Source organism: Streptomyces sp. NPDC027185, assembly GCF_055567035.1.
In genome coordinates this window covers 1,020,704-1,045,931 of sequence record NZ_JBVHRF010000001.1, presented here as the reverse complement: position 1 = coordinate 1,045,931, position 25,228 = coordinate 1,020,704, and the positions used below count along the sequence as shown (strand labels likewise).

At 75.9% G+C, this 25,228-nt stretch carries 21 protein-coding genes and 1 tRNA gene; 10 read left to right on the top strand and 12 right to left on the bottom strand.

What is annotated here, in order from left to right:
• The first annotated feature begins 48 nt into the window (after window positions 1-48).
• Both ACZ4M8_RS04395 and ACZ4M8_RS04390 read left to right on the top strand, forming a co-directional pair.
• Complete coding sequence (locus ACZ4M8_RS04395) at window positions 49-780, top strand: maleate cis-trans isomerase family protein (RefSeq protein WP_467603190.1); 732 nt, start codon at window positions 49-51, stop codon at window positions 778-780.
• A 172-nt stretch (window positions 781-952) separates the two neighbouring features.
• Window positions 953-2,104, top strand: coding sequence for an LLM class flavin-dependent oxidoreductase (locus ACZ4M8_RS04390; protein ID WP_467603189.1), 1,152 nt, complete (start codon window positions 953-955; stop codon window positions 2,102-2,104).
• Window positions 2,105-2,400: 296 nt separating this feature from the next.
• Here the strand turns inward: ACZ4M8_RS04390 and ACZ4M8_RS04385 are convergent, their stop codons facing one another.
• A complete protein-coding gene (locus ACZ4M8_RS04385) occupies window positions 2,401-4,299 on the bottom strand; it encodes a putative bifunctional diguanylate cyclase/phosphodiesterase (protein WP_467603188.1) in 1,899 nt (632 codons plus the stop codon).
• Between the two features lie 302 nt (window positions 4,300-4,601).
• Between ACZ4M8_RS04385 and ACZ4M8_RS04380 the strand changes: the two genes are divergently transcribed.
• Window positions 4,602-5,843, top strand: a complete 1,242-nt coding sequence (locus ACZ4M8_RS04380) for a M6 family metalloprotease domain-containing protein (RefSeq protein WP_467603186.1) — start codon at window positions 4,602-4,604, stop codon at window positions 5,841-5,843.
• Between the two features lie 55 nt (window positions 5,844-5,898).
• Here the strand turns inward: ACZ4M8_RS04380 and ACZ4M8_RS04375 are convergent.
• The 3 genes from ACZ4M8_RS04375 to ACZ4M8_RS04365 form a co-directional block, all read right to left on the bottom strand.
• Window positions 5,899-5,972: transfer RNA gene (locus ACZ4M8_RS04375), tRNA-Lys, on the bottom strand.
• Window positions 5,973-6,041: 69 nt separating this feature from the next.
• On the bottom strand, window positions 6,042-6,680 hold the full coding sequence (locus ACZ4M8_RS04370; RefSeq protein ID WP_467603185.1) for a bifunctional DNA primase/polymerase: 639 nt from the start codon (window positions 6,678-6,680) through the stop codon (window positions 6,042-6,044).
• A 286-nt stretch (window positions 6,681-6,966) separates the two neighbouring features.
• Complete coding sequence (locus ACZ4M8_RS04365) at window positions 6,967-7,344, bottom strand: hypothetical protein (RefSeq protein WP_467603184.1); 378 nt, start codon at window positions 7,342-7,344, stop codon at window positions 6,967-6,969.
• A 1,153-nt stretch (window positions 7,345-8,497) separates the two neighbouring features.
• On the opposite strand from ACZ4M8_RS04365, the gene ACZ4M8_RS04360 reads away from it, so the two are divergent.
• Window positions 8,498-8,896, top strand: coding sequence for a hypothetical protein (locus ACZ4M8_RS04360; RefSeq protein WP_467603183.1), 399 nt, complete (start codon window positions 8,498-8,500; stop codon window positions 8,894-8,896).
• A gap of 107 nt (window positions 8,897-9,003) precedes the next feature.
• Here the strand turns inward: ACZ4M8_RS04360 and ACZ4M8_RS04355 are convergent, their stop codons facing one another.
• Genes ACZ4M8_RS04355 through ACZ4M8_RS04340 form a run of 4 tightly spaced genes read right to left on the bottom strand, consistent with a single transcriptional unit; the run spans window position 9,004 to window position 14,168 of the window.
• Entirely contained in the window at window positions 9,004-10,383 is a 1,380-nt protein-coding gene (locus ACZ4M8_RS04355) for an AAA domain-containing protein (RefSeq protein ID WP_467603182.1), read from the bottom strand.
• Entirely contained in the window at window positions 10,380-11,924 is a 1,545-nt protein-coding gene (locus tag ACZ4M8_RS04350; RefSeq protein WP_467603180.1) for a hypothetical protein, read from the bottom strand. The genes ACZ4M8_RS04355 and ACZ4M8_RS04350 overlap by 4 nt, the downstream gene beginning before the upstream one ends.
• Window positions 11,915-13,288 carry a hypothetical protein gene (locus tag ACZ4M8_RS04345; protein ID WP_467603179.1) on the bottom strand — a complete coding sequence of 458 codons (1,374 nt, stop codon included), beginning with the start codon at window positions 13,286-13,288 and terminating at the stop codon, window positions 11,915-11,917. The genes ACZ4M8_RS04350 and ACZ4M8_RS04345 overlap by 10 nt, the downstream gene beginning before the upstream one ends.
• Complete coding sequence (locus tag ACZ4M8_RS04340) at window positions 13,197-14,168, bottom strand: phosphatase PAP2 family protein (protein WP_467603177.1); 972 nt, start codon at window positions 14,166-14,168, stop codon at window positions 13,197-13,199. The genes ACZ4M8_RS04345 and ACZ4M8_RS04340 overlap by 92 nt, the downstream gene beginning before the upstream one ends.
• Before the next feature lie 281 nt (window positions 14,169-14,449).
• On the opposite strand from ACZ4M8_RS04340, the gene ACZ4M8_RS04335 reads away from it, so the two are divergent.
• The gene (locus ACZ4M8_RS04335; protein WP_467603176.1) at window positions 14,450-15,043 is read left to right on the top strand and encodes a histidine phosphatase family protein; all 594 of its coding nucleotides are present in this window, start codon (window positions 14,450-14,452) and stop codon (window positions 15,041-15,043) included.
• Between the two features lie 114 nt (window positions 15,044-15,157).
• On the opposite strand, the gene ACZ4M8_RS04330 is transcribed toward ACZ4M8_RS04335, so the two are convergent.
• Window positions 15,158-16,555, bottom strand: a complete 1,398-nt coding sequence (locus ACZ4M8_RS04330) for a tetratricopeptide repeat protein (RefSeq protein ID WP_467603174.1) — start codon at window positions 16,553-16,555, stop codon at window positions 15,158-15,160.
• 233 nt (window positions 16,556-16,788) lie between these two features.
• Here ACZ4M8_RS04330 and ACZ4M8_RS04325 point away from each other — a divergent pair, with 233 nt between their 5' ends.
• On the top strand, window positions 16,789-17,214 hold the full coding sequence (locus tag ACZ4M8_RS04325; RefSeq protein ID WP_467603173.1) for a hypothetical protein: 426 nt from the start codon (window positions 16,789-16,791) through the stop codon (window positions 17,212-17,214).
• A gap of 127 nt (window positions 17,215-17,341) precedes the next feature.
• Here ACZ4M8_RS04325 and ACZ4M8_RS04320 read toward each other — a convergent pair whose 3' ends face one another.
• The gene (locus ACZ4M8_RS04320) at window positions 17,342-18,661 is read right to left on the bottom strand and encodes an NAD(P)-binding domain-containing protein (RefSeq protein WP_467603171.1); all 1,320 of its coding nucleotides are present in this window, start codon (window positions 18,659-18,661) and stop codon (window positions 17,342-17,344) included.
• 85 nt (window positions 18,662-18,746) lie between these two features.
• Window positions 18,747-19,931: a glycosyltransferase gene (locus ACZ4M8_RS04315; protein ID WP_467603170.1), complete on the bottom strand. Its 1,185-nt coding sequence runs from the start codon at window positions 19,929-19,931 to the stop codon at window positions 18,747-18,749.
• Window positions 19,932-20,608: 677 nt separating this feature from the next.
• On the opposite strand from ACZ4M8_RS04315, the gene ACZ4M8_RS04310 reads away from it, so the two are divergent.
• On the top strand, window positions 20,609-20,866 hold the full coding sequence (locus ACZ4M8_RS04310) for a chaplin (RefSeq protein WP_467603169.1): 258 nt from the start codon (window positions 20,609-20,611) through the stop codon (window positions 20,864-20,866).
• Between the two features lie 359 nt (window positions 20,867-21,225).
• Window positions 21,226-22,086, top strand: a complete 861-nt coding sequence (locus ACZ4M8_RS04305) for a spermidine synthase (protein ID WP_467603167.1) — start codon at window positions 21,226-21,228, stop codon at window positions 22,084-22,086.
• A 200-nt stretch (window positions 22,087-22,286) separates the two neighbouring features.
• On the opposite strand, the gene ACZ4M8_RS04300 is transcribed toward ACZ4M8_RS04305, so the two are convergent.
• Window positions 22,287-22,868, bottom strand: coding sequence for a hypothetical protein (locus tag ACZ4M8_RS04300; RefSeq protein ID WP_467603478.1), 582 nt, complete (start codon window positions 22,866-22,868; stop codon window positions 22,287-22,289).
• A 119-nt stretch (window positions 22,869-22,987) separates the two neighbouring features.
• On the opposite strand from ACZ4M8_RS04300, the gene ACZ4M8_RS04295 reads away from it, so the two are divergent.
• On the top strand, window positions 22,988-23,677 hold the full coding sequence (locus ACZ4M8_RS04295; RefSeq protein ID WP_467603166.1) for a response regulator transcription factor: 690 nt from the start codon (window positions 22,988-22,990) through the stop codon (window positions 23,675-23,677).
• Window positions 23,674-25,089, top strand: coding sequence for a sensor histidine kinase (locus ACZ4M8_RS04290; protein ID WP_467603165.1), 1,416 nt, complete (start codon window positions 23,674-23,676; stop codon window positions 25,087-25,089). The genes ACZ4M8_RS04295 and ACZ4M8_RS04290 overlap by 4 nt, the downstream gene beginning before the upstream one ends.
• Window positions 25,090-25,228 lie beyond the last annotated feature (139 nt).

Sequence of the window (25,228 nt, the reverse complement as noted above, 5' to 3'; positions counted from 1 at the left end):
ACCGCCGCGCCGTCCCCCGACCCGAGCCCCCACCCAAGGGAGAACCGCATGACCACGGTCGGCTTCCTCTACCCGGGCCACTCCGCCGAGGACGACTACCCGCGCCTCGCCCGGCTCCTCGGCGAGGGCATCGCCCTGCCCCTGGTCCACACCGACATCGGCGAGGACGCCCACCGGGTCGACGCGCTGCTGGAGATGGGCTCGGCGGCGCGGCTCGCCGCCGGCGTCGGCGAACTGCGCGCCCTGGGCGCCGAGGCCGTCGTCTGGGCCTGTACGAGCGCCAGCTTCGTCTTCGGCCGGGAGGGCGCCCAGCGGCAGATCAGGGAGTTGTCCGCGACCGCCCGGCTGCCCGCGTCGAGCACCTCCTTCGCGTTCACGGGCGCGGTGCGGGCGCTCGGCGTCCACCGGGTGGCGGTCGCCGCGACGTATCCCGAGGACGTCGCGGAGCTGTTCCGGTCCTTCCTGAAGGCGTCCGGCACCGAGGTCGTCGCCACCCGGGGCAGCGGCATCGTCACCGCCGCCGAGGTCGGCACCTGGGGCCGTGACGAGGTGCTGGCCATGGCCCGCGCGGGCGACCATCCGGACGCCGAGGCGGTTCTGCTGCCGGACACCGCCCTGCACACCGCCGCGTACCTGACGGACCTCGAAACCGCGCTGGGCAAACCGGTCCTCACCGCCAATCAGGTCACCGTCTGGGAGGGTCTGCGCCTGGTGGGCCGCACCGTCGAACGCCCCGCCCTGGGTACCCTCTTCACCCCCGCCGCGCACCGGGAACGGTGAGACGGCGCCCGCCCGGAAGCCCTCGCGCGGCGCCGCGGCTCCCCGGGCGGGCCGGCGCCGCCGCGCCGCCCCGGGACGGATTCACGGGAACGGGTGAACCGGCTCCGGGAATAACCGGAGCTGTTCTCCGGTTATCGTGGCCGCAGACCGGCGAAGCGAGGAGGACCCGCCCGTGAGCGGCGAAAGTGACCAGCAGGCCCAGCGCGACGAGATCCGCGGCACCGCCCAGGGGGACGCGCCCGTCCCGCTCTCCGTCCTCGACCTCGTGACGGTCGGTGCGGGCAGCTCCGCGGCGGACGCCGTCCGCACCGCCGCCGAGCTGGCCCGCCTGGCCGAGCGCCGCGGCTTCCACCGCTACTGGGTCGCCGAGCACCACTCCATGCCCGGCGTCGCCTCGTCCTCCCCGGCGGTCCTCCTCGCCCACCTCGCGGCCCACACCGAGCGCATCCGCCTCGGCTCCGGCGGCGTGATGCTGCCCAACCACGCGCCGCTGGTCATCGCCGAGCAGTTCGGCACCCTGGAGGCGATGGCCCCCGGCCGCGTCGACCTCGGCCTCGGCCGCGCCCCGGGCACCGACGGCGCCACCGCCGCGGCCCTGCGCCGCACCGAGCGGCTCCATGAGGGCGCAATGGGGTCTCCCCTGGTCGAGCGGGGTCGAGACCTTGGGGAAGAGTTCCCGCAGCAGCTCGCCGAATTGACCCGCTTCCTGGACGACACGTTCCCCGACGGCCACCCGTACGCCCGCATCCACGCGGTCCCCGGGCCGGTCCAGGCGACCTCACCCGGTGGCGTGCAGTCCGCGCACCGCCCGCCGCTCTGGCTGCTCGGCTCCTCCGGGTTCAGCGCCCGGCTGGCCGGCACCCTGGGCCTGCCGTTCGCCTTCGCCCACCACTTCTCGGCCGCCAACACCGTGCCCGCCCTCGACCTCTACCGAGCGTCGTTCCGCCCCTCCGAGGTGCTCTCCGAGCCGTACGCCCTGATCGGCGTCGCCACGCTCGCCGCCGAGGACGAGCGGGAGGCCCGCCGCCAGGTCATGACCGGCGCGCTCTCCATGCTCCGGCTGCGCACCGGCACCCCCGGCCTGGTCCCGAGCCCCGAGGAGGCCGCCGCGTATCCGTACAACGGCCACGAGCGCGACTTCGTCGACGGCTGGCTCGCCAACATCGTCCACGGCACCCCCGACGCCGTCCGCCAGGGCCTCGACGACCTGACCCGGCGCACCGGCGCCGACGAACTCATGCTCACCGCCAACGCCCACGGCGCCACCGCCCGGCTGCGCTCCTACGAGCTGATAGCCGACGCGTACGGGCTGCCGCGCGACTGAGCCGGTCGGGACCGGCCCCCGCACACCGCGCGGGGGCCGACCCGCCCACGGAGCGGCCGGGCGGGCCGACCGGCGCTGTGGCGCCGGGCGCCGGCGCCGGTCACAGCCCGTCCGTCCGGGGCGCGCGCCGGGCTGCCGTGCGCACTGCTCGCGGTACGGCCCGCAGCGCACCGTGACGGGGCCCGGCCGGGGGCGCGCGGTGGCCCGGCGCACCGGCCCGGGAGCGCGCCGTCGGCCGCCCGCCGTTCCCGCCGCGCCCCGTCCGGCGCGGGCCCGGTCAGAAGTCGTCCGTCCGCTCAGAAGTCGTCGGTCCGGCCGTCCGCGTCGAGCAGGGCGGTGATCCGCTCCGGGGGGAGCGGGCGGGCGTAGAGCCAGCCCTGGCCGGTGTCACAGCCGATCCGCCGGAGCCGGGCAGCCTGCTCGGCGCTCTCCACGCACTCCGCGGTGACCGTCAGCCCCAGCCGGTGCGCCAGTGCGACCAGCGCCTCCACGATCGTTTCATCGGCCGGATTCGGATGCTCCTGTGACCGAAAACCGCTGACGAACGAGCCGTCGAGCTTCAGGACGGAGACCGGCAGCCGGCTGAGGTAGGCGAGGTTGGAGTAGCCGGTGCCGAAATCGTCGATGGCGATCCGTACGCCCATGTCACTCAGCGCCTGGAGGGCCTGGAGCGGCCGTCCGGCCGAACCCATCACCGCCGACTCGGTCAGCTCCAGCTGCAACAGCTCCGGCGGCAACTCGGTCTCCGCGAGGATCCCGGCCACGTCGGCGACGAGATCGGAGTCCCACACCTGACGTACCGCCACGTTGACGCTGACGACCAGCGGCCGCACGGCGGGCCGCGCCAGCTGCCAGGCGCGGGCCTGCCGGCAGGCGGTCTCCAGCACCCAGCGGCCCAGTTCGACGATCGAGCCGTTCTCCTCGGCCAGCGCGATGAACCGATTCGGCGCCAGCGTGCCGAACTGCGGATGCCGCCAGCGCACCAGCGCCTCCACGCCCTCGGCCCGCCCGTCGCCCAGCCCCACCAGCGGCTGGTACTCCAGCGTGAACTCCCCGCGGTCCACGGCCGGCCGCAGCGTGCTGGACAGCGCCTGCCGGGTCATCCGGTGCGCGTTGCGCTCGGGGTCGAAGAGCGTCCAGCGGGCCTTGCCGTCCTCCTTGGCCCAGTACAGCGTGGTGTCGGCCGCCTGCATCAGGCCGGTGGCCGTCGTCCCGGCGGCGGTGCGCTCCACCACACCGATGCTGGCCGAGACCGACAGCCGCTGTCCGGCCAGGTCGAACGGCTGCGCAAGGGCGTCCAGCGCGCACTGCGCCAGCTCCGCCACCTGGTCGGTACCGGTGGAGTTCTCCACCAGCAGCGCGAACTCGTCACCGCCGAGCCGGGCCACCAGATGGCCGCGGGAGGTGTCGTCGTCCCGCGCGCCGGTCCGCTCCGCGCAGCGGCTCAGCCGCTGCGCCACCGCGCTCAGCAGCCGGTCGCCGACGCGGTGCCCGAGCGTGTCGTTGACCGCCTTGAAACCGTCGAGGTCGAGGTAGCACAGGCCGATACGGCCGGTGCCCGACGGTTCGAACGACGCGGCCTCCAGTGCCGCCGACAGCCGCTCGAAGAAGAGCGCGCGGTTGGGCAGCCGGGTCACCGGATCGTGCATCTGGAGATGGCGCACCCGGGCCAGCAGATCGTGCCGGTCGCTGCTGTCCGCGACGGTCAGCAGGAACCGTTCGCCGTCCGGCAGCGGCTCGACGCCGACCTCCACCCAGAGGGTGTGGCCCGCCGGGTGCTTGAGGCGGCGGGTGCAGCGCAGCCGGTCGCTGCGGCCGCACAGCACCTCGCGGTAGGCGGTCCACAGCCGGGGGTCGGAGCCGAGGTCGGTGAGGTCCGCGGCGGCGGCCGAGGTCAGCCGCGCGGGGTCGGTGCCGAGCAGCTCGCCGAAGGCGGGGTTGGCCGCGATGATCAGGCCGTCGCCGTCCAGCAGGGCCATCGGCAGCCGGGCGGCGTGGAACGCGGCGCGGTAGTCGCCGAACGCCGTGGCCGGGCTCTCGTGGGCGAGCGCCGGGAGACGGCCCGCGGCGCCCTGCCGCTCGGCCCGTGCACCAGGTTCGTTGGTCGTACCCTTACGCTCCGTCACGGAGCCAAGCGTCACTCCGGGCGTGCGGCCCGTCCTGTCGGGGTGTCCGCTCACTGCTCGCTCCCGCATGGCGCTGGTCTCGTGACGGAGGGGGGAATCCGCGCTGGAAAGTGTGGCGATCATAGAGGCTGCCGCGGCGGGCGAGCCAGCGACATCGCCGTGATCATCGGCACGGGTGACGGAAGTTCAGCCATTTCTGCCCGGCTGTGTTCGCCGGAGCCCACCGGAATGACCGCGATGGCTGCGTGTGACGTTCCGTGACGGAGCGGCGCGGGGGCGCCGCTCACTCCGCTGGACGCGGAAACAGGACGAACACCTGTAAATCATCACAGGGTGGGTGGGGTGTCCAATTCCCGCCCCCGGAGGTCGATGTGGTGCGCCCCCAGACGCCCGACAGGGCCGAACCCCGTCGGCTGCGCCGCGCCGCCGCCGTCGCCACCTCGCTGACCGCGCTCATAGCGACCTCCATCGTCGCCGGCCCCGCCACCGCTTCGGAAGCCACCCTCTCGTGCGCCCTCGGCCGCACCGACGCCCACCACTCCGAGGGGCTGGACACCTGGAACGCCGCCTACCCCCGCCCCCGCGGCGCCCTCGACGCCGTGATGATCTTCCTGTCGTTCCCCGATTCCACCCCCGTCGCCGGCGCCGGCGAACTCGCCCGCAACTACTTTCCGGCCACCTCCGGATTCTTCGACCGCGCCTCGTACGGGAAGTTCCGCCTCCGCCCCCACCTCCACAAGAAGTGGGTACGGATGCCGCACCGCTCCACCGACTACGGAATACGGCGCGACTGGGCGGCGGGCAGCCGCGCGTCCTACCTCCGGGACGCGGTCGCCGCCGCCGATCCCTCCGTCGACTTCAGCCGCTACGACATCGTCTACTTCGTCGCCGACCCGGACGCCCCCGGCGTCGACTCCGACGCCACCAAGGTCGTCAACCTCGACCAGCCGATGCGCGCCGACCACACCGACCTGCGGCGCTTCGTCACCGTCTTCGAGCAGAACCCGCCGGACCGCAATGTCCTCGCCCACGAGACCAGCCACGTCTTCGACCTGCCGGACCTCTACCACCGCCCCGAGAGCGGCAAGGGTGACTGGGACACCTACGTCGGCGACTGGGACCTCATGGGCAGCCAGTTCGGTCTGGCGCCCGACCTGTTCGCCTGGCACAAGTGGAAGCTCGGCTGGCTCGGCGACAACCAGGTCGACTGCGCCGGGCTCACCGGCGCCGGCTGGCACACCCTGCGCCCGCTGTCCGCCCCCATGGAACCGGGCGACGAGCGCCGCCCCCGGCTGCTGGTGGTCCGCACCGGACGGGACACCGCCCTCGCCGTCGAGGCGCGCGACGCCGCCGGCAACGACCGGACGGTCTGCCGCGAGGGCGTCCTCGTCTACCGCGTCCGCTCCACCGCCGCCTCCGGCACCGGCCCCGTACAGGTCCTCGACGGTCACCCGGCCACCGCCGCCTGCCACGGCACCTCCGTCCACCCGCCGCTCGCCGACGCCCCGCTCGGCGTGGGGGAGAGCCTGCGGGACGCCGCCGACGGGGTACGGGTGGAGGTCGAGGCGCGCGAACCCTCGGGCGACTGGACGGTCCGGGTCACCCGCGCCTGAACCGCCCCGCGCATACGACGAAGGCCCCCACCGAAGTGAGGGCCTTGTCTGTCTGTGCGCCGCCAGGGACTCGAACCCCGGACCCGCTGATTAAGAGTCAGCTGCTCTAACCAACTGAGCTAGCGGCGCCTGCTGACGTGGAAGACCTTAGCACCCGGAAGGGGGAGGGCGAAAATCGAATGCCCGGCGGCCGGATGCTCAGCGGGAGGTCAGCGCGGTGGCGGGGCGCTCCGGGGCCCGGCCGGAGGCGGTGCGGACCGGGTGCCCGAGGCTCGCGCCGCCGCCCGGGGCGTCCACCCGGGCGGCGCGCACACAGGCCCACAGCAGGACGTCCGGCCCCGGCAGCCAGGGGCGGCGGACGTCGGGGGCGACCAGCCACCGGGAGGCGGGCGGGGCGGCGCCGTCCGCGGGGCCGGCGTCCGGGTACAGCGGCGGGACGGTCACCGCGTCCCCGCTGCCGTGGCAGAGCAGCGGCGGGACGGCCGCCGACCACTCCTCCCACTCCAGCAGCGCGGGCAGCCGCTGCGCGGTCCCCGGGGCGGCGAAGAGCAGGATCCGGCCCTGGTGGGCGGCGACCGGGCCGGAGCCGGGGCCGTCCGACCAGAGCCGGTCGACCATCCGGCGGCCGAAGAGCGCGGGCGCGTTGATCACGTCGAAGGCGGTACCGCACGGCAGCACGCTCGGTGCGGCGGGCCGCTGCGCCCACAGGGAGCGCACGGCCCCCGGACGCGGGCTGGCGGAGGCCAGCCAGTCGGCGCCGGCGAGGGTGACGTAGGAGGCGGTGGGGAAACCCGGGGACGCCGGGGCGGGAGAGGTGTCGGACTGCCAGTCGCTCATGGGACAGGTCTACCGACGGGCGTCCCGCCTCCGAAGTGGTTTTCCGAAACCGGGACACTACGGGCCGGTAAGGGGTATCTTCCCCGCGCGCATATGCCGTGGGCTCATGGGAAAACCCGGACGGGTGACCTTTCGGACGTTTTCCGGGGGCGGCCCGCGGGCGTTCTTCCAAGGGGGTACGGGCGGCCCGTACGGGCCGGTGAGGTGGGTGCGCCGCGGCGGTCGGGCGGTCGTCCGGAGGTGCCGGACGGGGCCCGGGGCCCCGCCGGGCGGCCCCCCTACCGGCTCAGTCCCCGCCGTCGGGGCGGGTGGCGGCGTCGCGCATCAGGCTCCGGCCGAACTCGACCATCTTGCGGGCGTAGTCCTCGGTCCACTCCGCGCGCTCGGCGAGGGCCGGCAGCGAGAGGCGGTCGAAGCGCTTGGGGTCGGCGAGCTGCGCGGCGGCCAGCGCCTGGAACTCCGTCGCCCGGTCGGCGGCGGCACGGAAGGCGAGCGCCAGTTCCGTGGAGCGGCCCAGCAGCTGGTGCGGGTCGGCTATCGACTCCAGGTCGAAGAAGTGCTCCGGGTCCGCCGTGGCCTCGGGCGGTTCGAAGAGCAGCGGCGCGGGCCGCATGCGCCGGGGCGCCGCGCCGCGCGGGTCGGGAGCCGGTCGCGGCTCGGACATGAACGTACCTCCAGGGTCGAGTGCCGCATTCCATTGTCCCGCGCCGCGCAAGGGGGCACGCCCACCGCGCGCGGGTGCGCGCGCCGGGGGAGCGGGACGGCCCCGGCGCGCGCCGCCCGGGGCGAACGCGGGCGGCGGCGTCGTGGCCCGCACGCCCCGGTGTTCCCTGTCCGCTTCCGCCCCCGGTGTTCGCCTGTCCGATCGGGGCTCAGGGAAACGAGCTGAGGGCTCCCGTCCGGTTCGGTACTGAACGCGGCCGACGGAGTTACGGAAGGGGCTCGATCTCCGGGTGGACCAGTGATAAGGAGTGAATTGGGCGGACGGCGATTCGGTGAGCTGTTCTGCGGAATTGAGAGGGGGGATAAATCGGGAATCGAGCCGGAAGCGCGGAGATGCGGTGGTCGTCCCCGCAGGGAACTCCGAAAATCGTCCGTACGTCGGAAAGTGCCTGCGCGGAGACGGGGCGCGATTCTGCGCGAGCGGAGGCTCTGCCATCCTGGTGGCGGGAGTGCCGGGAGGCCGGTAAACGTAATGGGGCATGGGGGATTGATGGATTCTGTATTCGCGGATCAGGTGTGCGCGGCCGGGGAAACCGCCGGCGGTGCGCCGGGTGTGGGGGGCAGTTCCCGCACGCGGGGCGCGGGCGCGGCGGTGTGGCGCGTATCTCCGTCAGGCCGATATCGGGCAGGCCGGGACCGGCACCTCGCAGAAGGGTGAATTCGCGATGGGACGACCGCTGGACGGCGGCTCCGGTCCGCACAACGAAGGGCATGCGTCGGATCGAGGGAGGGTCTACCAAGCCTCAGGGGACCAGCAGATCACCGAGCACCATTACCACTACCCGGTGCGCCGAGGGGGGCCGCGGCGGGTCGTCCGGTGGCGCCTGCCCGGGGTGTGGCGGCCGGCTCTTCCCTTCGTGGTCCCGGTCGCGTTCGTTCTCGTCATCGTTCTCGCGCTGAAGGTGTGGCCGACCGCGCAGGGTTCGCCCGCTGACGAGGGACGCGGGGCGGCCGAACGGCCACCGGGCGCGGCGGCGGCCTCACCCGACCGTTCCGCCGGAAGTCCGGCCCCTTCGGAGCCTTCGTGGTCACCGAGCCCGCCGAAGCCTTCGCCGTCATTGAGCCCGCCGGCTGATGCCCAGTGGTTCGGAGAAATGAAGCTGACATCCGTCGACCTGGACGCGGATCCGCCGAGAATCGTGGCTGACGACGATGAGGCGAATACCACCTTCAAGGTCAGCTATCAGTCCGGGCGTGACGGTGCGGGAGTGGAGATCGAGGGCCTGCAAATCCTCTGGGACCGGAAAAATTCGGTTGCCCTCTGGGAGGATTCCGCCACACCCACCTCCCAGCAGTGTGTGGACCGCATCGGTCAGCAGGGCGCGAAGAGTCTTCCGCTTTTTGAAGGCAGCCGCTTCTGTGTCAGTTCCTGGGACGGGCGGGTCGGTCTGGTCGATGTCGGCGCATATGACGAGACCCTTGAGGCGTACAAAGGAACGGTCATCGTGTGGCCGCCTTGCCGGAAGCATTGCAGCAGCCTTCCCCACGGCTAGAAAGAACCGCCCCGGCCTCCCGGTCGGGGCGGTTCGCTGTACGGCGGATACTTCCGGTTTCCTCGTTCGTGACTTTTTCCGGCGGGGACGGCGACGCCGGCGAGGCGTCACGGCCGCCACGTCACCCGGTGTTCCGCGAGGCGGGCCAGGACGGCGTGATGGGCCTCCCAGCCGTCCGGGAATTTGACCGTGACGCCCAGCTGGACCGGCTCCGTCGACGGGTGTTCGTCCAGCAGCTCGGCCACGCCCGCCCGGCAGACCACGACGCAGGCGTGGCGGTGGCGGGAGGCGAGGACGCACAGGCGGCCGGTCTCCAGGTGGAAGGCGGTGGCGTCGGGGCGGCCGGAGAGCGGGTGGAGGATCACGGTGACGTCGTACTCGCGGCCCTGGAGGCGGTTGGCGGTGTCCACCACGACGCCGCTCACGCCCAGCTCGGCGAGGGCGGCGCGGACCGCGGCGGCCTGATCGCGGTGGGCGGTGCCGACCGCGATCCGGGCGGCCGTCACCGGCTCCGGGTCGGGACCGCGCTCGCTGGTGGCAGCCGCGCCGCGGTCCAGCATCCGCCGCACCACCAGGGCCACCGCCCGCACCGCCTCCGGGTCGGTGCGCGGGGTGTGCCGGGCGGGCAGCTCCAGCAGGCCCCAGCCGGACGCGGCGGCCTCGTCCAGGACGCGGTCGACACCGGAGCCGTCGCCCGCCGTGCCGAACGCCAGGCTCCGGTCGCCGGGGCCCGTACCGCTGCGGAAGCGGGTGAACGGGTAGAACGCGTCGGAGACCAGCGGCGCCGCCGAGGCGGGCAGCCGCCAGGAGACCGGCAGGCGGTGCTGGGGGAGGTCGGGGTTGTGCGCCAGGAGGGTGGCGACGGCGCTGGCCGACGGGTCGTACGTGAGCCCGGCCCACTGCTCGGCGCCGACCACGCTGAACGGGTCGAGCTGGCCCGGGTCGCCGACGAACAGCGCCCGCTCGAAGAGCCCGGCGACGGCCAGCAGGGCGTCGGAGCGCATCTGGTACGCCTCGTCGACGATCGCGTGCCGCCAGCCCTCCTCGACCTTGGTGTGGGCCCACTTCGCGGCGGTGGAGACGACGACGTCCATCCCGGCGAGGTCGCCGATCTTCGCGGAGGCGCGGACCTCGGGCAGTGCGGCGAGCGCCGGGTCGACAGTGCCCGCCTCGCTGCCGTGCAGGCGGCCGACCGGCAGCTGCGGATCCTTCTCCGCCAGGCGCAGCACCAGATCGTCCACCTGGGCGTTGGTCTGCGCGACGATCATCAGCGGGTGTCCGGCGGCGGCCAGCTCCCGGGCCGCGCGGACCACGAGGGTGGACTTGCCGGCGCCCGGCGGGGAGTCGACGACCACGCCGGACCGGGGGCTGTGCAGGGTGTCGTGGAGGATCGCGGCCGTCGCCGCGGCGGCCGCCGCGCCCGGGTCGAACGGCTCGGTGCCGCCCGGCCCGGGGGCCGCTGCTGTCGTCCACGGGGCGCCGGTCACAGGAAGTCCTCCGGGGTCATCGGGCCGGGGGCGTCCCCCTCGGGGCCGGTGGGCGGCGGGCCGCCGTGCGTCCACGGGGTGTCCTCGGGCTCCGGCAGCTGCGGGCCGCCGCGCGGGGCGTGCTCGAACAGCGTCCAGCAGACCGTCTCACCGGGCTCGGGCACCGAACCGGGCGCGGGCACCTTGCCCCGCCCCATGCCACCGGTGAGCCGCACCGTCAGGCTGCCCGCGGCCCCGTCCCCGTACGCCGTGAAGACCGCGGTCTGTGTCCTGCCGTCGGGCAGCCGGCGATACAGCCGGGCGCCGTCGGTGAGCAGCGGGGTGTCGGCGGTGCGCAGGGTCACCCGGGGGCGCGGCATCGGGCGGGCGCCCTCGGAGAACGCCTCCTCGACGGCGGTGACCTCCCCGGCGAACGCCTCACCGGCCAGCCGCCGCCCCGCCATCACCAGCGGATCGTCCAGCGCCTCCTGGGCGTCGAGCTCGGCCTGGGCGGTCTCCCGGGAGGCGAGTTTGCGGGCGGCGGTGACCGCGTCGTCCCGCTTGGGTTGCGGCGGCTCGCCCGCGCGCACCCGGTCGCGATGGGCGGTGTACGACCAGCGGTCGCGTTTCCAGCGGTCGGCGACGTGGGCGCCGGGCGGCAGGGCGCGCAGCAGGTCCCAGCCGCGCCAGACCGCGTCCCAGGTGGGCCGGAGCTGACCGCCGATCAGCTCGTGCAGCTCCTCGGCGGCGCCGGGTACGCCCGCGTCGTACCGGGCCATCGCGGGGGCCAGCAGGACGTTGTCGAACGCCGGGTCGGTGGCCGGGCCCGCGGGCGGGCAGCGCAGCATGCCGTCCGCGTCGCGCGCCGACTCCGCTTCCTCGGCGGCGGCCCGGCCGGAGCGGCCCGCGGGCGGGTCGATCCAGGCGAGCAGGGCGCCCAGGTGCTGGTCCTCCAGGGCGCTCTGGCCCGTCGCCCAGTGGCGGGTCAGCAGCTCCGTCATGGGCAGCAGCAGGCAGGAGCCGGGCACCCGGGCGCGCTCGCCGAGGTGGGTCAGCCAGCGGCCCAGCAGCGGCACCCGGGGCGGCGCGGGGTACGGCGCCTGAGGGTCCTGCTCGGCCGTCCGCCGGAACCGCGTCGAGCGGCCCAGCAGCCGGAGGTACGCGACGCCCGCGGCGGACGGCACGATCACCTGCGGGGCGTCGGCGCACAGCTCGACCTGGACGGTGACCTTCCTGCCGGTCTCCGGGTCGGTCTCCTTGCGCTCCTCGTGGCCGACGGTGTCGGCGAAGCCGTCCAGGTAGGGCAAGGCCGCGTCGGCCAGCTCGGCGAGGAAGGCGAACCGCAGGTCGCGGTCGCGGGGCTGGGCCACCGTCAGCAGCAGCGGGTGGTCGCGGTCGGTGCCGACGAGGGCGCCCAACGGGGCACCGGCCTCACCCGCCGTCGTCAGCGGGACGCAGACCAGCGGGCGGTCGGACAGATGGCGGTGGCGGACGGTGGTGAGCGGCGTGGCCGCGCCGGCGGCCGCCGCCTCCATCCGCGCCAGTGTCTCGATCAGCGGCATACCGGACCCTCCGCTCCGGGGGCGGTACGGGAGAGCGGGACGGGCGCGGCGGCCAGCGCCTCGGCGCGCAACCGGGCGGCGCGGCGCAGTGCGGCGAGCGCCGGATCGGCGTCGTCGGGGGCGTCGGCGCACCCGGGGGCGGCCGGGCCGGTCACCGGGTCGGCCGGGGGCGCGGGGGCGGGGACCCCGGCCGGGGGCGCCTCGCCTTCCGTCCTCCCGGAGCCGTCCGCCGGGCCGTCCGCCGTCGGTTCCGCGGCGGCCGCCAGCACCGCGTCGATGGTGCGCAGCGAGCCCAGCTCGCCGCGTACGCCGCGCCCCAGGGTCTCCACCGCGCCCCGCTCACGGGAGCGGCCGCGGCAGTGGAAGGCCAGCTCGCAGGCGGCCAGGCACTCGGGCGCGTATGCCGCGTCGACCGCCTCGACGGCGTCGGCCAGCTCGGCGGCCGGGCGGGTCGCCGTCCGGCCGTCGTCGGCGAGACGCAGGTCGAAGGTGGTCCCCGGGGGCAGCGCGGCGGTGATCTCCTCGATCCGGGTGAGGCGGGCCAGCTGACGCCGGGTGGTGGCGAGCTGTTTGCGGATGTCGACGGCGGCGGCCGTGGGGAGGTTGGAGAAGTCCTGCGGGCACACCAGCAGCACCCGGTCGCCGACCCGGGCCGGGCGCTCACCACCGGCGGTGACCCGCGCGGCGACGCCTTCCAGGGCGTGGACGTAGACCGCCGCCTGCCGGGCCGCCGCGCCCACCTTGGCGGCGTGAGCCACGCCGTCGATCATCGGGAAGGACTTGATCTCCACGACCGTCCAGACGCCGTCCGGGCGGACCACCACCGCGTCGGGCTCCACGTACGCGGGCGAACCGGCGACCTCGACGGCGAGCAGCGGATGGTCCAGCAGTGTCCAGCCGCCGGTGGCCGTGGCCGCGCGCAGCGCCAGCGCCGTCCGGGCGGCCCGGCCCTCGGGACCGGCCGCCGTCAGATCCGGCGCGGCGACCTCGTCCGCCTCGGGCGCGGGGACGTGGGACGGCAGCCGGGCGTGCAGCAGCCGCAGCAGCTCCGCGCCGCCGTCCGCCTTGACGCGGGCCTCGAAGCTGTTGCCCCGGGCGAGGGCGAACCGGGACTGGCCGTGGCCCGCGGGGGAGCCGAGCGCTCGGGCCAGGGCGGCCTTGTCGACGCCCGCGCCGTCGAGCAGCGCGCGGCGGCGGCAGCCCGGGTTGGCGGCCAGCGCGGCGAGCGCCCGCGCGTCGAGCGCGCGGGGGCGTATGCCCGGCCCGCGCAGCTCAGTGAGGCGCTGCCGCAGGCTCGGGGACGGCGTCGGCGCCGCGCTCGGCGCAGCGGTCGCCGCGGGTCGGCTGTCGCGGAAAACGTTCACCCGGCGAAGTCTCGCATCCGCCACCGACAACGCCCCCCGCCCGCCCGTGCCGTCCGGTGGCGGCCCGGTCCCGCCGTGCGGTCGCCGGGGCACCCGGTTCCGCCGCGGTGGAGTGCGTGACCCGGGCGCGTACGGCGTCGGTGAGGCGGAGCAGCGGGCCGGAGAGCCAGGCGCCCACGCCCATGACGGCCACGCCCGCCACCACGTCCAGGAGGTAGTGGTTGGCGGTGCCCATCACCACCAGGGCGATGGCCACCGGGTAGGCCACGGCGAGCGCCCGCGCCACCCGGGACGAGGCCAGCCGCCACACGACCGCACCGCACCACAGCGCCCAGCCCACATGGAGGCTCGGCATCGCCGCGTACTGGTTCGTCAGTCCGCCCAGACCGCGCGGGGCGGACGCCTCGGCGCCCCACCAGCCGTATCCGGCGTAGTGCGCCATGCCGTCGACGAAGCCCGCTCCGGCGTCGAGCAGGCGCGGCGGCGCGGTCGGGAAGAGGGTGAAACCGATCAGCCCTATGAGGGTGGCGGTCAGCAGCCGGCCGCGCGCCACCCGGTAGTGCGCGGGCCGCCGTCGCCACAGCCAGACCAGGACCGCCGGGGTGACGACGTAGTGCAGCGCGGCGTAGGCGTACGCGGCGGGGACGCCGACCACGGGGACGCCGGTGAAGAGCCGGTTCAGCGCCGGTTCCGGGGTGAGGTGCAGGGCCCGCTCCACCCGGAGGAGGGCGGTGCCGTGCCCGGTGGCGGTGGCCACGTCGCCCCGGGCGAGCAGCCGGCCCGCGGTGTACGCGGCGTACACCGCGGCCAGGAGCGGGAGTTCGGTCCACCACCGGGGGCGGCCGGGCCGGGCCGCCGTGCGGGGCGCTGCGCTCGCCATTGCGCACCTTCTTCGTCGTGCTTCGCCGGGCGCGGCGGCCGCCGCGCCTGCCCCACCGGTGTCTCCGGCGACCGTCCACCATACGCTGTATGGCTCGCTGCTCCGCCCCAGGGCGGCCCGGCCCCGGACGACCCGGTGCGCGATGATGGAATCCGCGGGGCGCGCGGGCCCGGAGCCGTGTCCGCGCCCGCCCGTACGGCGGCGACGCCGCGGCGCACCCCGCGCGTCCACCCGCACCACCTGCGACAACAGCCGAGAGATCGGCGAGAGGTACGGCCCCCATGGCACCGCGCATCCTCCTGGCCCGGCACGGACAGACCGAGTGGTCCCTTTCCGGCAGGCACACCGGCCGCACGGACATCCCGCTTCTGGAGGAGGGGCGCAGGGGCGCGAAGCTCCTGGGCGAGCGCCTGCACCGCGCGCCCTGGGACGGCCTGCCCGGCGTCGAGGTGCGCACCAGCCCGCTGCGCCGCGCCGCAGAAACCTGCGAGCTGGCCGGTTTCGGCGACCGCGCCGAGCGGTGGGACGCCCTCATGGAGGTCGACTACGGCGCGTACGAGGGGCTGACGCCCGCGCAGATCAAGGAGCGGCAGCCGGGCTGGCTCCTCTGGCGCGACGGCGTGCCCGAGGGCGAGACGCTCGCGGAGGTCGCCGCGCGGGCCGACCGCGTCATCGACTGGGCGCGCGCCGCCGACCGCGATGTGCTGGTCTTCGCGCACGGCCACATCCTGCGCTCCCTGGGCGCCCGCTGGCTCGGCCTGGACGTCTCGTTCGCCGCCCGCATCCGCCTCGACCCGACCTCCCTGTCCGTCCTGGGCTGGGCGTACGGCGAGCCCGCCATCGAGCGCTGGAACGACACCGGCCACCTCGGCTGACGGACGGCGCCGGAGCCCCGCGGGCGCGCCCCGGGCCGGGTGTACGGGGCGACCGGGAGGGGGCGGCCCGTACGCGGGCGGGGCGCACGCCGAACGGAGCGCGCCCCGCCCCCGTCAGCCCCGGCGGGCCGCGGGGAGCGCCGCGTGCCGCTCCAGGAACGCGGCGACCTCCGGGGCGGAGCGGTGCGGGCGCAGGGCGCGGGCGGTGGAGTCGAGCATCGCGCGGATCCGGGAGGACCGCACCTGTCCGAGGAGCCGCAGCGCCCGGCCCCCGGTGACGGCCGCCTCCTCGGGCGCGCCGTCGGCCGCCAGATCGCCCGCCAGCTCCGCCGTGAACAGGGCGGTGTTCCGGGTGAAGTGCGGCTGCTGGAGCGCCACCGCACGGCGTGCGTGGGCCACCGCGCGCCCCCCGTCGCCCAGGGCCGCCCAGCACTGCGCCTCCAGGCCCTCCAGTTCGGCCTCGCCGTAGAAGGACATCCACTCGGGGTCGTGGTCGGTGGGCCCGTCGCCGAAGAACCGCCGGGCCCGGGTGAGGGCGCGCTCGCAGCCGGAACGGTCGGCGAGGAGCGCCAGCCCGCCCGCCTCCCGCAGCGCCAGCAGGGACCTCAGCCGGGGCGAGGCGAGCCGCCGCGCGGCCCGCTGGGCGGCCTGCGCCGCGCGGACCGCCTCCCGGGGGCGTCCGGCGTCCCGGGCGAGGAAGGCGGCGTTGCAGAAGGCGTGTGCCTCCAGTGCCGCGTCCCCGCAGATCCGGGCGGTGGCCAGCGCCTCGGCGTAGTGCGCGCGGGCGTCGCCGAAGCGGCCCGAGTCATGCGCCAGCCAGCCGACGGACAGGGCCAGTTCACCGGCGCCGCAGTGCAGCCGGTCGGCGACCGCGCGCCGCTGTGCGCCCGCGTCGAGCAGGGCGTACGCGGAGTGCAGGGGCGCCATCGCGCGGTGGTAGAGGTCGTCGGCGCCGTGCCGGTCGTCGAGCAGCCGGATCCGCCGGACCGCGTCCTCGACGGCGTCGGCCTCGGCGCTGCCGGGACGGCCGCCGGACGACGGCCGGGGCGCGGGGACGGCGAAGGCGGGTGGGGCGGCGATGCCCAGGGCGGCCGCCGGGCCGCCGGTGATGAACGCGCGACGCAGCACGTCGCTCTCCTCGCAGCTGGGGATACAGGTATCGCGGTGGTCGGGGGCAGGTGCCAGGGGCGCGGCGCTGACCGCCGCCGTACGCGCCCCCCGTCCGCGTACCGTCTCGCGCGGCGCGAAGCCCATGTCGGACAGCGTCAGCCCGGGGAACATGTGCCGGAACACGCGCTCGTAGGCGTAGTTCGGGCAGCGGATCTCCCCGGACTCGACGCGGCCCACATAGCGGGCGTCGCACGAGACCTGCTCGCCGATCTCCCGGGCGGAGCGCCGTACCGCCGCCGCGAACTCACCCGGTGACAGCTTGCCGCGCAGCTGCCGGAAGGCGGTGTTCGGACGGGCGGGGACGGTGCGGGACGACGCGGAACGCGCGGTTGGCGACGCCATGGCGGACCTCTCCGTGCCCTCTCTCCGGCGAGAGCCGCTTCCTGGCGGAGCGGCGGGACGAACGTACCCGCTGTGACGGAGCAGATACGGAGAGTATGGCTACAAACCGGATATCTCACCCACGATCCGCCATGAACTGCCATCCTTTGCGGCGGTCCGGCGCCGTAGCTGTTGACGGGGCGCGCCGTTGGACACGGTGTCGGAAGGCAGCGGTGCAGAAGGAGGGGTTTTCCGTGTGGAAGTCCGGTGTGGGCGAGGGTGGCGCGGCGCGTGCCCGGGTGGGGGCGCCGCCCGATCGGGCCCCGCTCTGCGACCTCGTCACGGTGCCCGCCCGGCAGGGGCTCGAAGCCGTCGACATCCTGCGGCTGCGCGACGGCGTCGGCCCGGTCCTGCACGACGGCCCCTGCCACACCCTCGGCTTCCTGGTCCCCGCCGGGACCGCCGAACGCTGGGACCTGCCCGGCAGCGCCTGTACCCGGACGTTCGGCCGGGGCTTCGCCGGATCCGTCGGACGCGGCGCGCCGGAGCCGCCGGTGACCGGGACCGGCTGGCTGGTGCCGCCCGGTGGCGCGTACGGCGACGCCACCGACCCGGCCGTCCTGCGCGCCGCCCTGGGCGAGGCGGCCCGCACCATCGAGGCGGTCGACCGCTGCCGCTGAGCTGAGGCTCGCCCCGAGGGCGGCCGGCCGCGGACCGTTGGCCGTGCCGGCCGGGACGGCGACGCGCCCCGGTGCCCGCCCGGTGGTCCGGGGCGGCGCCGGGGCGCGCGGCGGTCGGCGTGCGCCGTCAGCGGGCGGGCTGCGCCGCCTCGTCGGCGTGGACCGCGCCGCAAGGGGTCCGCTCCACGGGCGGCGCGGCGGGCGCGGCGCGGCCCGGTGCCGGACGGGGGATGGCGAGGCTCCCCGGGCCCTTGCCCAGCCGCCGCCGCACCCCGCGCAGCAGCCGCCCGGCGGTGAACGCCGTGCCGTAGACGGACCGCATCGACGGGCCGAACGACGCCGCGGCCAGCGGGCCCGCGAAGAACAGCCCCGGCCACGACGATTCGAAGAGCCCGCTCAGTTCGGGCGACCGGCCCGGCCGCACCGTCCGCAGCCCTTCGCGCACCCGCGGATCGAGCAGCCGCAGCCGCCGCAGGTCCGGCACGAAACCGGTCGCCGCGATCACGTGCTCGGTGTCCACCACCGTCGACCGGCCGTCGGCGGAGGCCAGTTCGAGGCGGACCACGCCGTCACCGGGGACGGCGGCGCGCACCCGGTGGCCGGTCAGTACCGGGACGGCGGTCTCGAAGCGATCCCGCAGCCACCAGGCACCCGCCGGACGCGGCGTCTGGGGCGCCACCCGGCCCCGGGCGGGCTCCGGCAGCCACCGCACCGCCCAGGGCAGCTCCGCCCGCAGCCAGTGCGCCCACCCGGCGCCCAGCCCGCTGTGCGGGGCGCGCAGCGCGGCCGGGAACGGGCGGAGCAGCGACGGCGGCGGGGCCTCCCAGCGGATCCGCGCGGCCCGCGCCACGACCCGGGCCCGCGCCCCCAGCTCCGCCAGCAGCGCCGCCGTCTCCAGCGCCGACTGACCGCAGCCGACGACGGTCACGTCCCGCCCGGCGAACCCGGACAGATCGCGGTGGTCGCTGCTGTGCGAGGCGAGCGCGGCGGGCAGCCCGTACAGCGGCTCCGGGCGGCGCGCGAACGGCACCGCGCCCACCGCCAGCGCGACGGTACGGGCCCGCAGCGGCACCCCGTCCGCGGTCTCCACCCGGAACCCGCCGCCGTCCGGCCGCACCGCGGTCACCGTGCGCTCCTCCACCTGCGCCGGCACCGCCCGCTCGCCGAACCACCGGCCGTACGCGGTGAAGACGGTGCCCGGCAGCGGCACGCCCTGCCGCACCGGGACGCCCGCCTGCGCGCAGTACGCCGCCAGGGTGAACGCGCCCGCCGGGTCGGACAGGTCCGACGACCAGGGCGCGGAGGTGAGGTACATGCCGCCGGGCATGTGGTCGCGCCACGTCGCCATCGGGCGGCCCAGGACCCGCGGGCGCAGCCCGGCGGCCGCCGCGTGCGCGGCGATCGAGAGTCCGTAGGGGCCGGCGCCCACCACCACGAGGTCGTCCATGGATGTTCCCTGCTCCTTCTCGTCGTGCGGTTCTCGTCGGTGCGGCGCCGTGCGGGCCGCACCGGCCGGATGCGGTGACGGCGCGTCAGCCCGTCAGGGACGGGTCCGACGCGGCCGTCTCCCGGGACGCGGCGGGCTGCGGGACCCCGGCGGTGGCCGTGGGCGCCCGCAGCCCGGCGGCCCGCTCGTGGAGCGCGGCCAGCGCCCGCGCGGCCCGGTCGGCGCCGTACCGCGCGACGGCCGGCGGCGGGGGCAGCCGGCGTGGTGCGGCGCGCCGCTCCTCCCGCAGCGCGGCGGCCAGCAGATGGGAGCGCGATACGACCTGCCGGGCGCCGGGCGCCTCCTCCTCGGGCAGCTCGTCCAGGGCCGGGCACCCGGTGTGCACCACGGGCAACCCGGCGGCCAGCGCCTCCACCACGGCCGTCCCGAACGCCTGCGCGGGCGCGGGTGCGACGAAGACGTCCAGCGCGGCGAAGAGCGCGGGCAGCCCGGGGTCGCCGTTCCTGCCGCCGCCCCCGTGCCAGGCGCCCGGCAGCAGGACGCGGTTGCCCACCCCGAACTGATCGGCCGCCCGCCCCAGCGCCGCCCGCTCCGGCCCGTCCCCGGCCAGCACCAGCCGGGCGCCGGGTACCTGCGCCACCGCGCGGACCAGCAGCTCGAACCGTTTGCCAGGCACCAGCCGCCCGGCGCCCCCGACGACGAACGCGTCCGCCGCCAGACCCAGCCGGGCGCGGGCCGCCGCGCGGGCTGCCGGGTCGTAGCGGAAGGCGTCCGCGTCGACCCCCGGGGCGATCGTCTCGACGCGCTCCCGGGGGACGCCCAGCCGGCGCAGCCGGACGGCGACGGGCTCCGAGACGGCCACCGTCGCCGTGCCCAGCCGCTCGGTGCGCCGGTAGCGCGCCCGGACGCGGCGGGTCAGCGGACGGCCGTCCAGCTCCGTCGCGCCCAGGGTGTGGGCGGTGGCGACGACGCCCCGGACACCGGCCAGCCGGGCGGCGATCCGGCCCGTGACGCAGGCGCGGTAGCGGTGGGTGTGGACCACGTCGTAGCCGCCCTGCCGGATCAGCCGGACGAGACGGGACAGGGTGGGCGGCTCGTCCTCGTCCAGGGACAGGACGGACCCGCCGTCGGCGCGGATACCGTCGCCGACCGGCCCGTCACCGCTGAGGCTGAGCACGTCGCAGCGGTACGGCAGCCGGCGCAGCATCAGCCGCAACTGCTGCTCGGCGCCGCCCACCTCCAGTCCGGTGACGAGATGCAGGACTTTCACCGGTTACCTCCTTACGGGCCCGGGGTCTACGGGCGGATCTCACGGGGCGGCGGGCAGGGAAGGACGGCCCCGGCGCCGCGTTTCCGGGGGCGCCGGACGGGATTTCTTCCCGCGGGCTTCTCTTTTCCGTTCCGCCGGGCCCGGACCAAATTTGCCGGGCCCGGCGGAGCGGAAAAGGGAAAATCCGGAGCCATTCGGCGGACGGGTGGCGACCGTGGAGCCGAACGACTCCGGCCGTGCGCTTTCCGATGTGGCGACAGCGGGGAAAGCGCACCGCTCTCCGGAAAACGGAAGGGTGGGGCACACCGGAGGTCCCGGAAGGCGCATCCGGCGCCGCCGCGGGCCCGCCGGGCGGAATTCCGGGAAAACGCGGTACGGATGCCGCCCGCGCGGTCCCCAGGAATGCACCGCGGACCGGACTGCGGGGCATGACGTCCTCCTGACCGGCGGCTGCCGAACAGGAATGCACTTTGGCAGAGAGTTTCCCGCGGCAGCGGGCGGCACGCCGGACGGCCACTGCGGATACGGCACCGGGGCGAACTGCGCAACCGGGGCTGCGGGGTTCTGTCTTCCATAAGGATGAACGTTTCTCCCGTACGGCGGAATACCCGCATCCCCGGCCCGATGCCCGTCGTTGGGACCGATGTCCCATTCGTCAGAAGGAAAGGAAACGGGCGATGAAGCGGATCGTCACGTCGGTCGCGCTGGCCACCGCCAGCTGCGCACTCGTGATCGGTGGTGCGGGGATTTCCTCCGCCACCGACGGCGGCCACGGCGGTGCCACCGCCGTCGGCAGTGCCACGCACTCGCCGGGCGTGCTGAGCGGAAATGTCGTGCAGGTTCCGATCCACATTCCGGTGAATGTGTGCGGTAACAGCATCGGCGTGGTGTCGCTGCTCAACCCGGCATTCGGGAACAAGTGCGCCAACAAGTGACCCGGCCGCCGGCCGCGCCCCGCGTCCGGCCCGGACCGCGTGGGTGAGAGCGGGCCGCCACGACTCCGGTCGCGGCGGCCCGCTCGCGGTCCGGGGGCCGTACGGGGGGTGCGGCGGGGGCGCGTGGGGGCCTTCCGTGCGCCGGGCGGGGCTCGGGCTTCGTACCGGTCCGGCGCCGCCCCCGGGGCCGTCGCCCCTGACGGCCGTACCTGCCGTCGTCCGTGCGCCGGGGGCGTGCGCGGGCGGGCCGCGCGCCGTCGGCGGAAGCCCGCCCCTCCCTGTCCGTCCCGGCCTGACCTGCGTGGACGCGGCCCCGCCCGGTGGTCCTGGCCGGGCGGGGCGGTCGCCATACTGGGGGGATGGCGAAGAGCAGACGCGGGCGCGGCGGCGCGGAATCCGTGGTGGAGACGGTGGACGGCGGCGTCGCCGAACTGCGGCCCGACCGCGACCGGCCCCGGGCCCGGACGCTGCTGATCGACGGTGCCCCGCAGTCCTTCGTCGACCTCGACGCCCCGGAGTACCTCGACTTCTCCTATCAGCGGCGCCTCGGCCACGCCGTCGACCTCGTGGCGGCACCGGGCAAACCACTGCACGCCGTCCACCTGGGCGGCGGCGCCCTCACACTGGCCCGTTACGTCGCGGCGACCCGCCCCCGCTCCACCCAGCAGGTGATGGAGATCGACGCGCCGCTGGTCCAACTGGTGCGCCGGGAGCTGCCGTTGGAGAGCGGCTGGCGCATCCGGGTACGCGGCGGCGACGCCCGTGAGCAGCTGGCCAAGGTCCCCGACGGCTGGGCGGACCTGATCATCGCCGATGTCTTCCGGGGCGCCCGGACGCCCGCGCACCTGACCAGCACCGAGTTCGTCACCGAGGTCCGCCGGGCGCTGGCGGACGGCGGCTGGTACGCGGCGAACATCGCCGACGGGCCACCGCTGCGGTTCCTGCGCGGCCAGATCGCCACCGTCGCCACCGTCCTGCCGGAGCTGGCGCTCACCGCCGATCCGGCCGTGCTGCGCGGCAAGCGGTTCGGCAACGCCGTCCTGCTCGCCGCCGCGCACCCGCTGCCCGTCGCCGAACTGACCCGGCGCGCCGCGAGCGACCCGCAGACCGGCCGCGTCGAACACGGCCGGGCCCTGCGCGACTTCACCGGCGGCGCGACCCCGGTCACCGACGCCACAGCCGTCGCCTCACCGCAGCCACCACCGGACGTCTTCGCCTGAGGAAGCGGGCGGGGAGGGCCGGGAGCGGGCCGGCGCCGGCGCGCCTTGCCCGACCCGGGGAGCGGGGCCCTGCCTTGCCCGCGCCGTACGGGACGACGCCACGCCGGACACCGCGCAGGACCGCTACCGGCGGTCCCTCGTCCGCGTGACGGACCGGTCCCGACGCCACCCATGCCCGCCCCGCGGGGTGGGCATCGGCCTCACCCCGGCCCGCTGCTGCTACTGCTGCTGCGGCGCCTGCTCTCGCTGATCTGCACCACCGGCGAGTGACCGTCCCAGGTGCACAGCACGGTGGCGCGGCGGTCACCGCCGCCGCTGGTGAAGTCCACGCGGATCAGACCGTCCTGCTTCCACACCTGCATCTCCCAGCCCGCCTCCGGCGTCGCCGACACCAGCTGCGCCGAGTCGGGCCGCAGGTCCAGCGCGACCCGGCCGCCCGATGTCGTGAAGCTCTTGACGGTGCCTGTGCTGTCCAGCGTCACGGCCGTCGGCGGCGGGGAGGGCCGGTCGCTCGGCTCCGGGCGGGCGGGCGGCGCGGGGCGCGACGGGGCCGGCGACGGCGAGGCGGTGGTCGGCGTGGGGGAGGGCTTGGGGCGGTGGGTGGAGGACGCCTGCGGTGCGGCCGTCTCCGCCGAGGGCGCGGCTGCCGCGGAGAGCGGGACCGCGCGCGGCGGGTCGTACGCCGTACCGGACAGCACCGCGTGCACCCCGAACCACGAGAGGGCCACCGCGCCGCCGGTCGCCAGCGTCCACGCCCCCGTGTGCATCAGCCCGCGCCGCAGCCGGCTCATCCCGCACCTCCCGCCACCCCGCGCCCGGTCTGCGGGCCTGCCCGCGGCGCCACCGGGCAGCCGTCAACTCCGCGCCGGACGATACCCCCGTATGGCGTACGGTGCCGCCCATGGCAAGTGTGCTCGTCGTCGAGGACGACCCGTTCGTCCGCTCGGCCCTCATCCGGCATCTGACCGAGGCGTCCCACACCGTACGGAGCGTGGGCACCGCCCTGGAGGCGCTGCGGGAGGTGGCCCACATCGGCTTCGACGTGGTCGTCCTCGACCTCGGACTGCCCGATCTGGACGGCGCCGAGGCCCTGAAGATGCTGCGCGGCGTCACCGACGTCCCCGTGATCATCGCCACCGCCCGGGACGACGAGACCGAGATCGTCCGGCTGCTGAACGACGGCGCCGACGACTACCTGACCAAACCGTTCTCGGTGGAACACCTCTCCGCCCGGATGGCGGCCGTCCTGCGCCGCTCCCGCGCCGGCGGCACCGCGGAGACCCCCTCCCGCGTGGTACGGATCGGCGGCCTCCGCGTCGACCCGCTGCGCCGCGAGGCCACCTTGGACGGCGCCGTCCTCGACCTCACCCGCCGCGAGTTCGACCTGCTGGCCTTCCTCGCCGAACGCCCCGGCGTCGTCGTCCCCCGCAAGGAACTCCTCGCCGAGGTCTGGCAGCAGTCCTACGGCGACGACCAGACCATCGACGTCCATCTCTCCTGGCTGCGGCGGAAGCTGGGAGAGACCGCCGCCCGCCCCCGCTATCTGCACACCCTGCGCGGAGTGGGCGTGAAGCTGGAGCCGCCGCGGTGAGATGGGCCCTGGTCAAGGTCGCACTGGCGGTCACCGCGATGGTGGTGGTCGCCTTCGCCGTGCCGCTGGGCCTCGTCGTCAAGGAGATGGCGCGCGACCGGGCGTTCTCCAACGCCGAACGGCAGGCCGCCACCATCGGCCCCGTCCTCGCCATCACCACCGACCGCACCCAGCTCGAACGCGCCCTGGCCAGCGCCGATACCGGGCCCGGCTGCCGGATCGGCATCCACGTCCCCGGCGACGGCAAGGGCTCCCGGCCGGTCCGTATCGGCTTCCGCCGCGCCTCCGACCGCGATGTCGCCTCCGTCGTCGCCCTCGGCCGCGCCTCCATCGCCCCCGTCCGCGGCGGCTCCTCGCTGCTCCAGCCGACGGCCGTCGCGACCGGCGTCGCCGTCGTCGAGGTGTACGTACCGGACGCCGCGCTCGGCAACGGCGTCGTGACGTCCTGGCTGGTCCTCTCCGGCGTCGGACTGGCGCTGATCGTCGGCTCGGTGGCGGTCGCCGACCGGCTCGGCACCCGGATGGTCCGCGCCGCGAAACGGCTGGCCGGCGCCGCGCACCGGCTGGGCACCGGCGAACTCGGCGTCCGCGTCCCCGAAGAGGGGCCCAAGGAGCTGCGCTCGGCGGCCACCGCCTTCAACTCCATGGCCGACCAGGTCGTCCAGCTCCTCGCCAACGAACGCGAACTCGCCGCCGACCTCTCCCACCGGCTGCGCACCCCCCTCACCGTCCTGCGGCTGAACGCCGCCTCGCTCGGCGACGGCCCCGCCGCCGACCACACCCGGGCCGCCGTCGAGCAGTTGGAACGCGAGGTCGACCAGATCATCCGTACCGCCCGGGAGCAGAAGTCGCACTCCCAGAAGGCGGCGGCCACCGCCGGTTGCGACGCCGCCGAGGTGATCCGGGAACGGATGGCGTTCTGGTCCGCGCTGGCCGAGGACGAGGGCCGCACCGCCCGGGTCGCGGGCGCCCACCGTCCGTTGCGCGTCCCGGTGGCCCGCCCCGATCTGGCCGCCGCCCTCGACGCGATGCTCGGCAACGTCTTCCGCCACACGCCCGAGGGCACCGCCTTCGCCGTCGACGTCCACCACGCGGGCCCGGCCGGGGACGCCGTCATCGTGCTGGTCTCGGACGCCGGCCCCGGCATCGACGACCCGGACGCCGCGCTCCGCCGGGGCCACTCCGGCGGCGGCGACGGCTCGACCGGCCTGGGCCTGGACATCGTCCGCCGGCTGGCCGAGTCGACCGGCGGCGACGTCCGCATCGGCCGCTCCGTCCTCGGCGGCACCGAGATCCGCGTCTGGCTCGCCCTCGACGGCCACGGCCCGCCCGACACCCCCCGTCACACCGGCACCCACCGCCTCCGCCGCCGCCTCCCCCTCCGCCCCCGCCGCGGGAGAAGGGTGAGCTGACGGGATGCCGGAGCCGAGGCACGGACCGGTGGCGGGGCGGAGGTACGGGGGCCGGGCGGGGCCGGGGGTACGGCCGGAGGGGCGGGCGCGGACCGGCCAGGGGGCGGCGTCCCATGTGGGACGTCCGAAGCCCGACGTC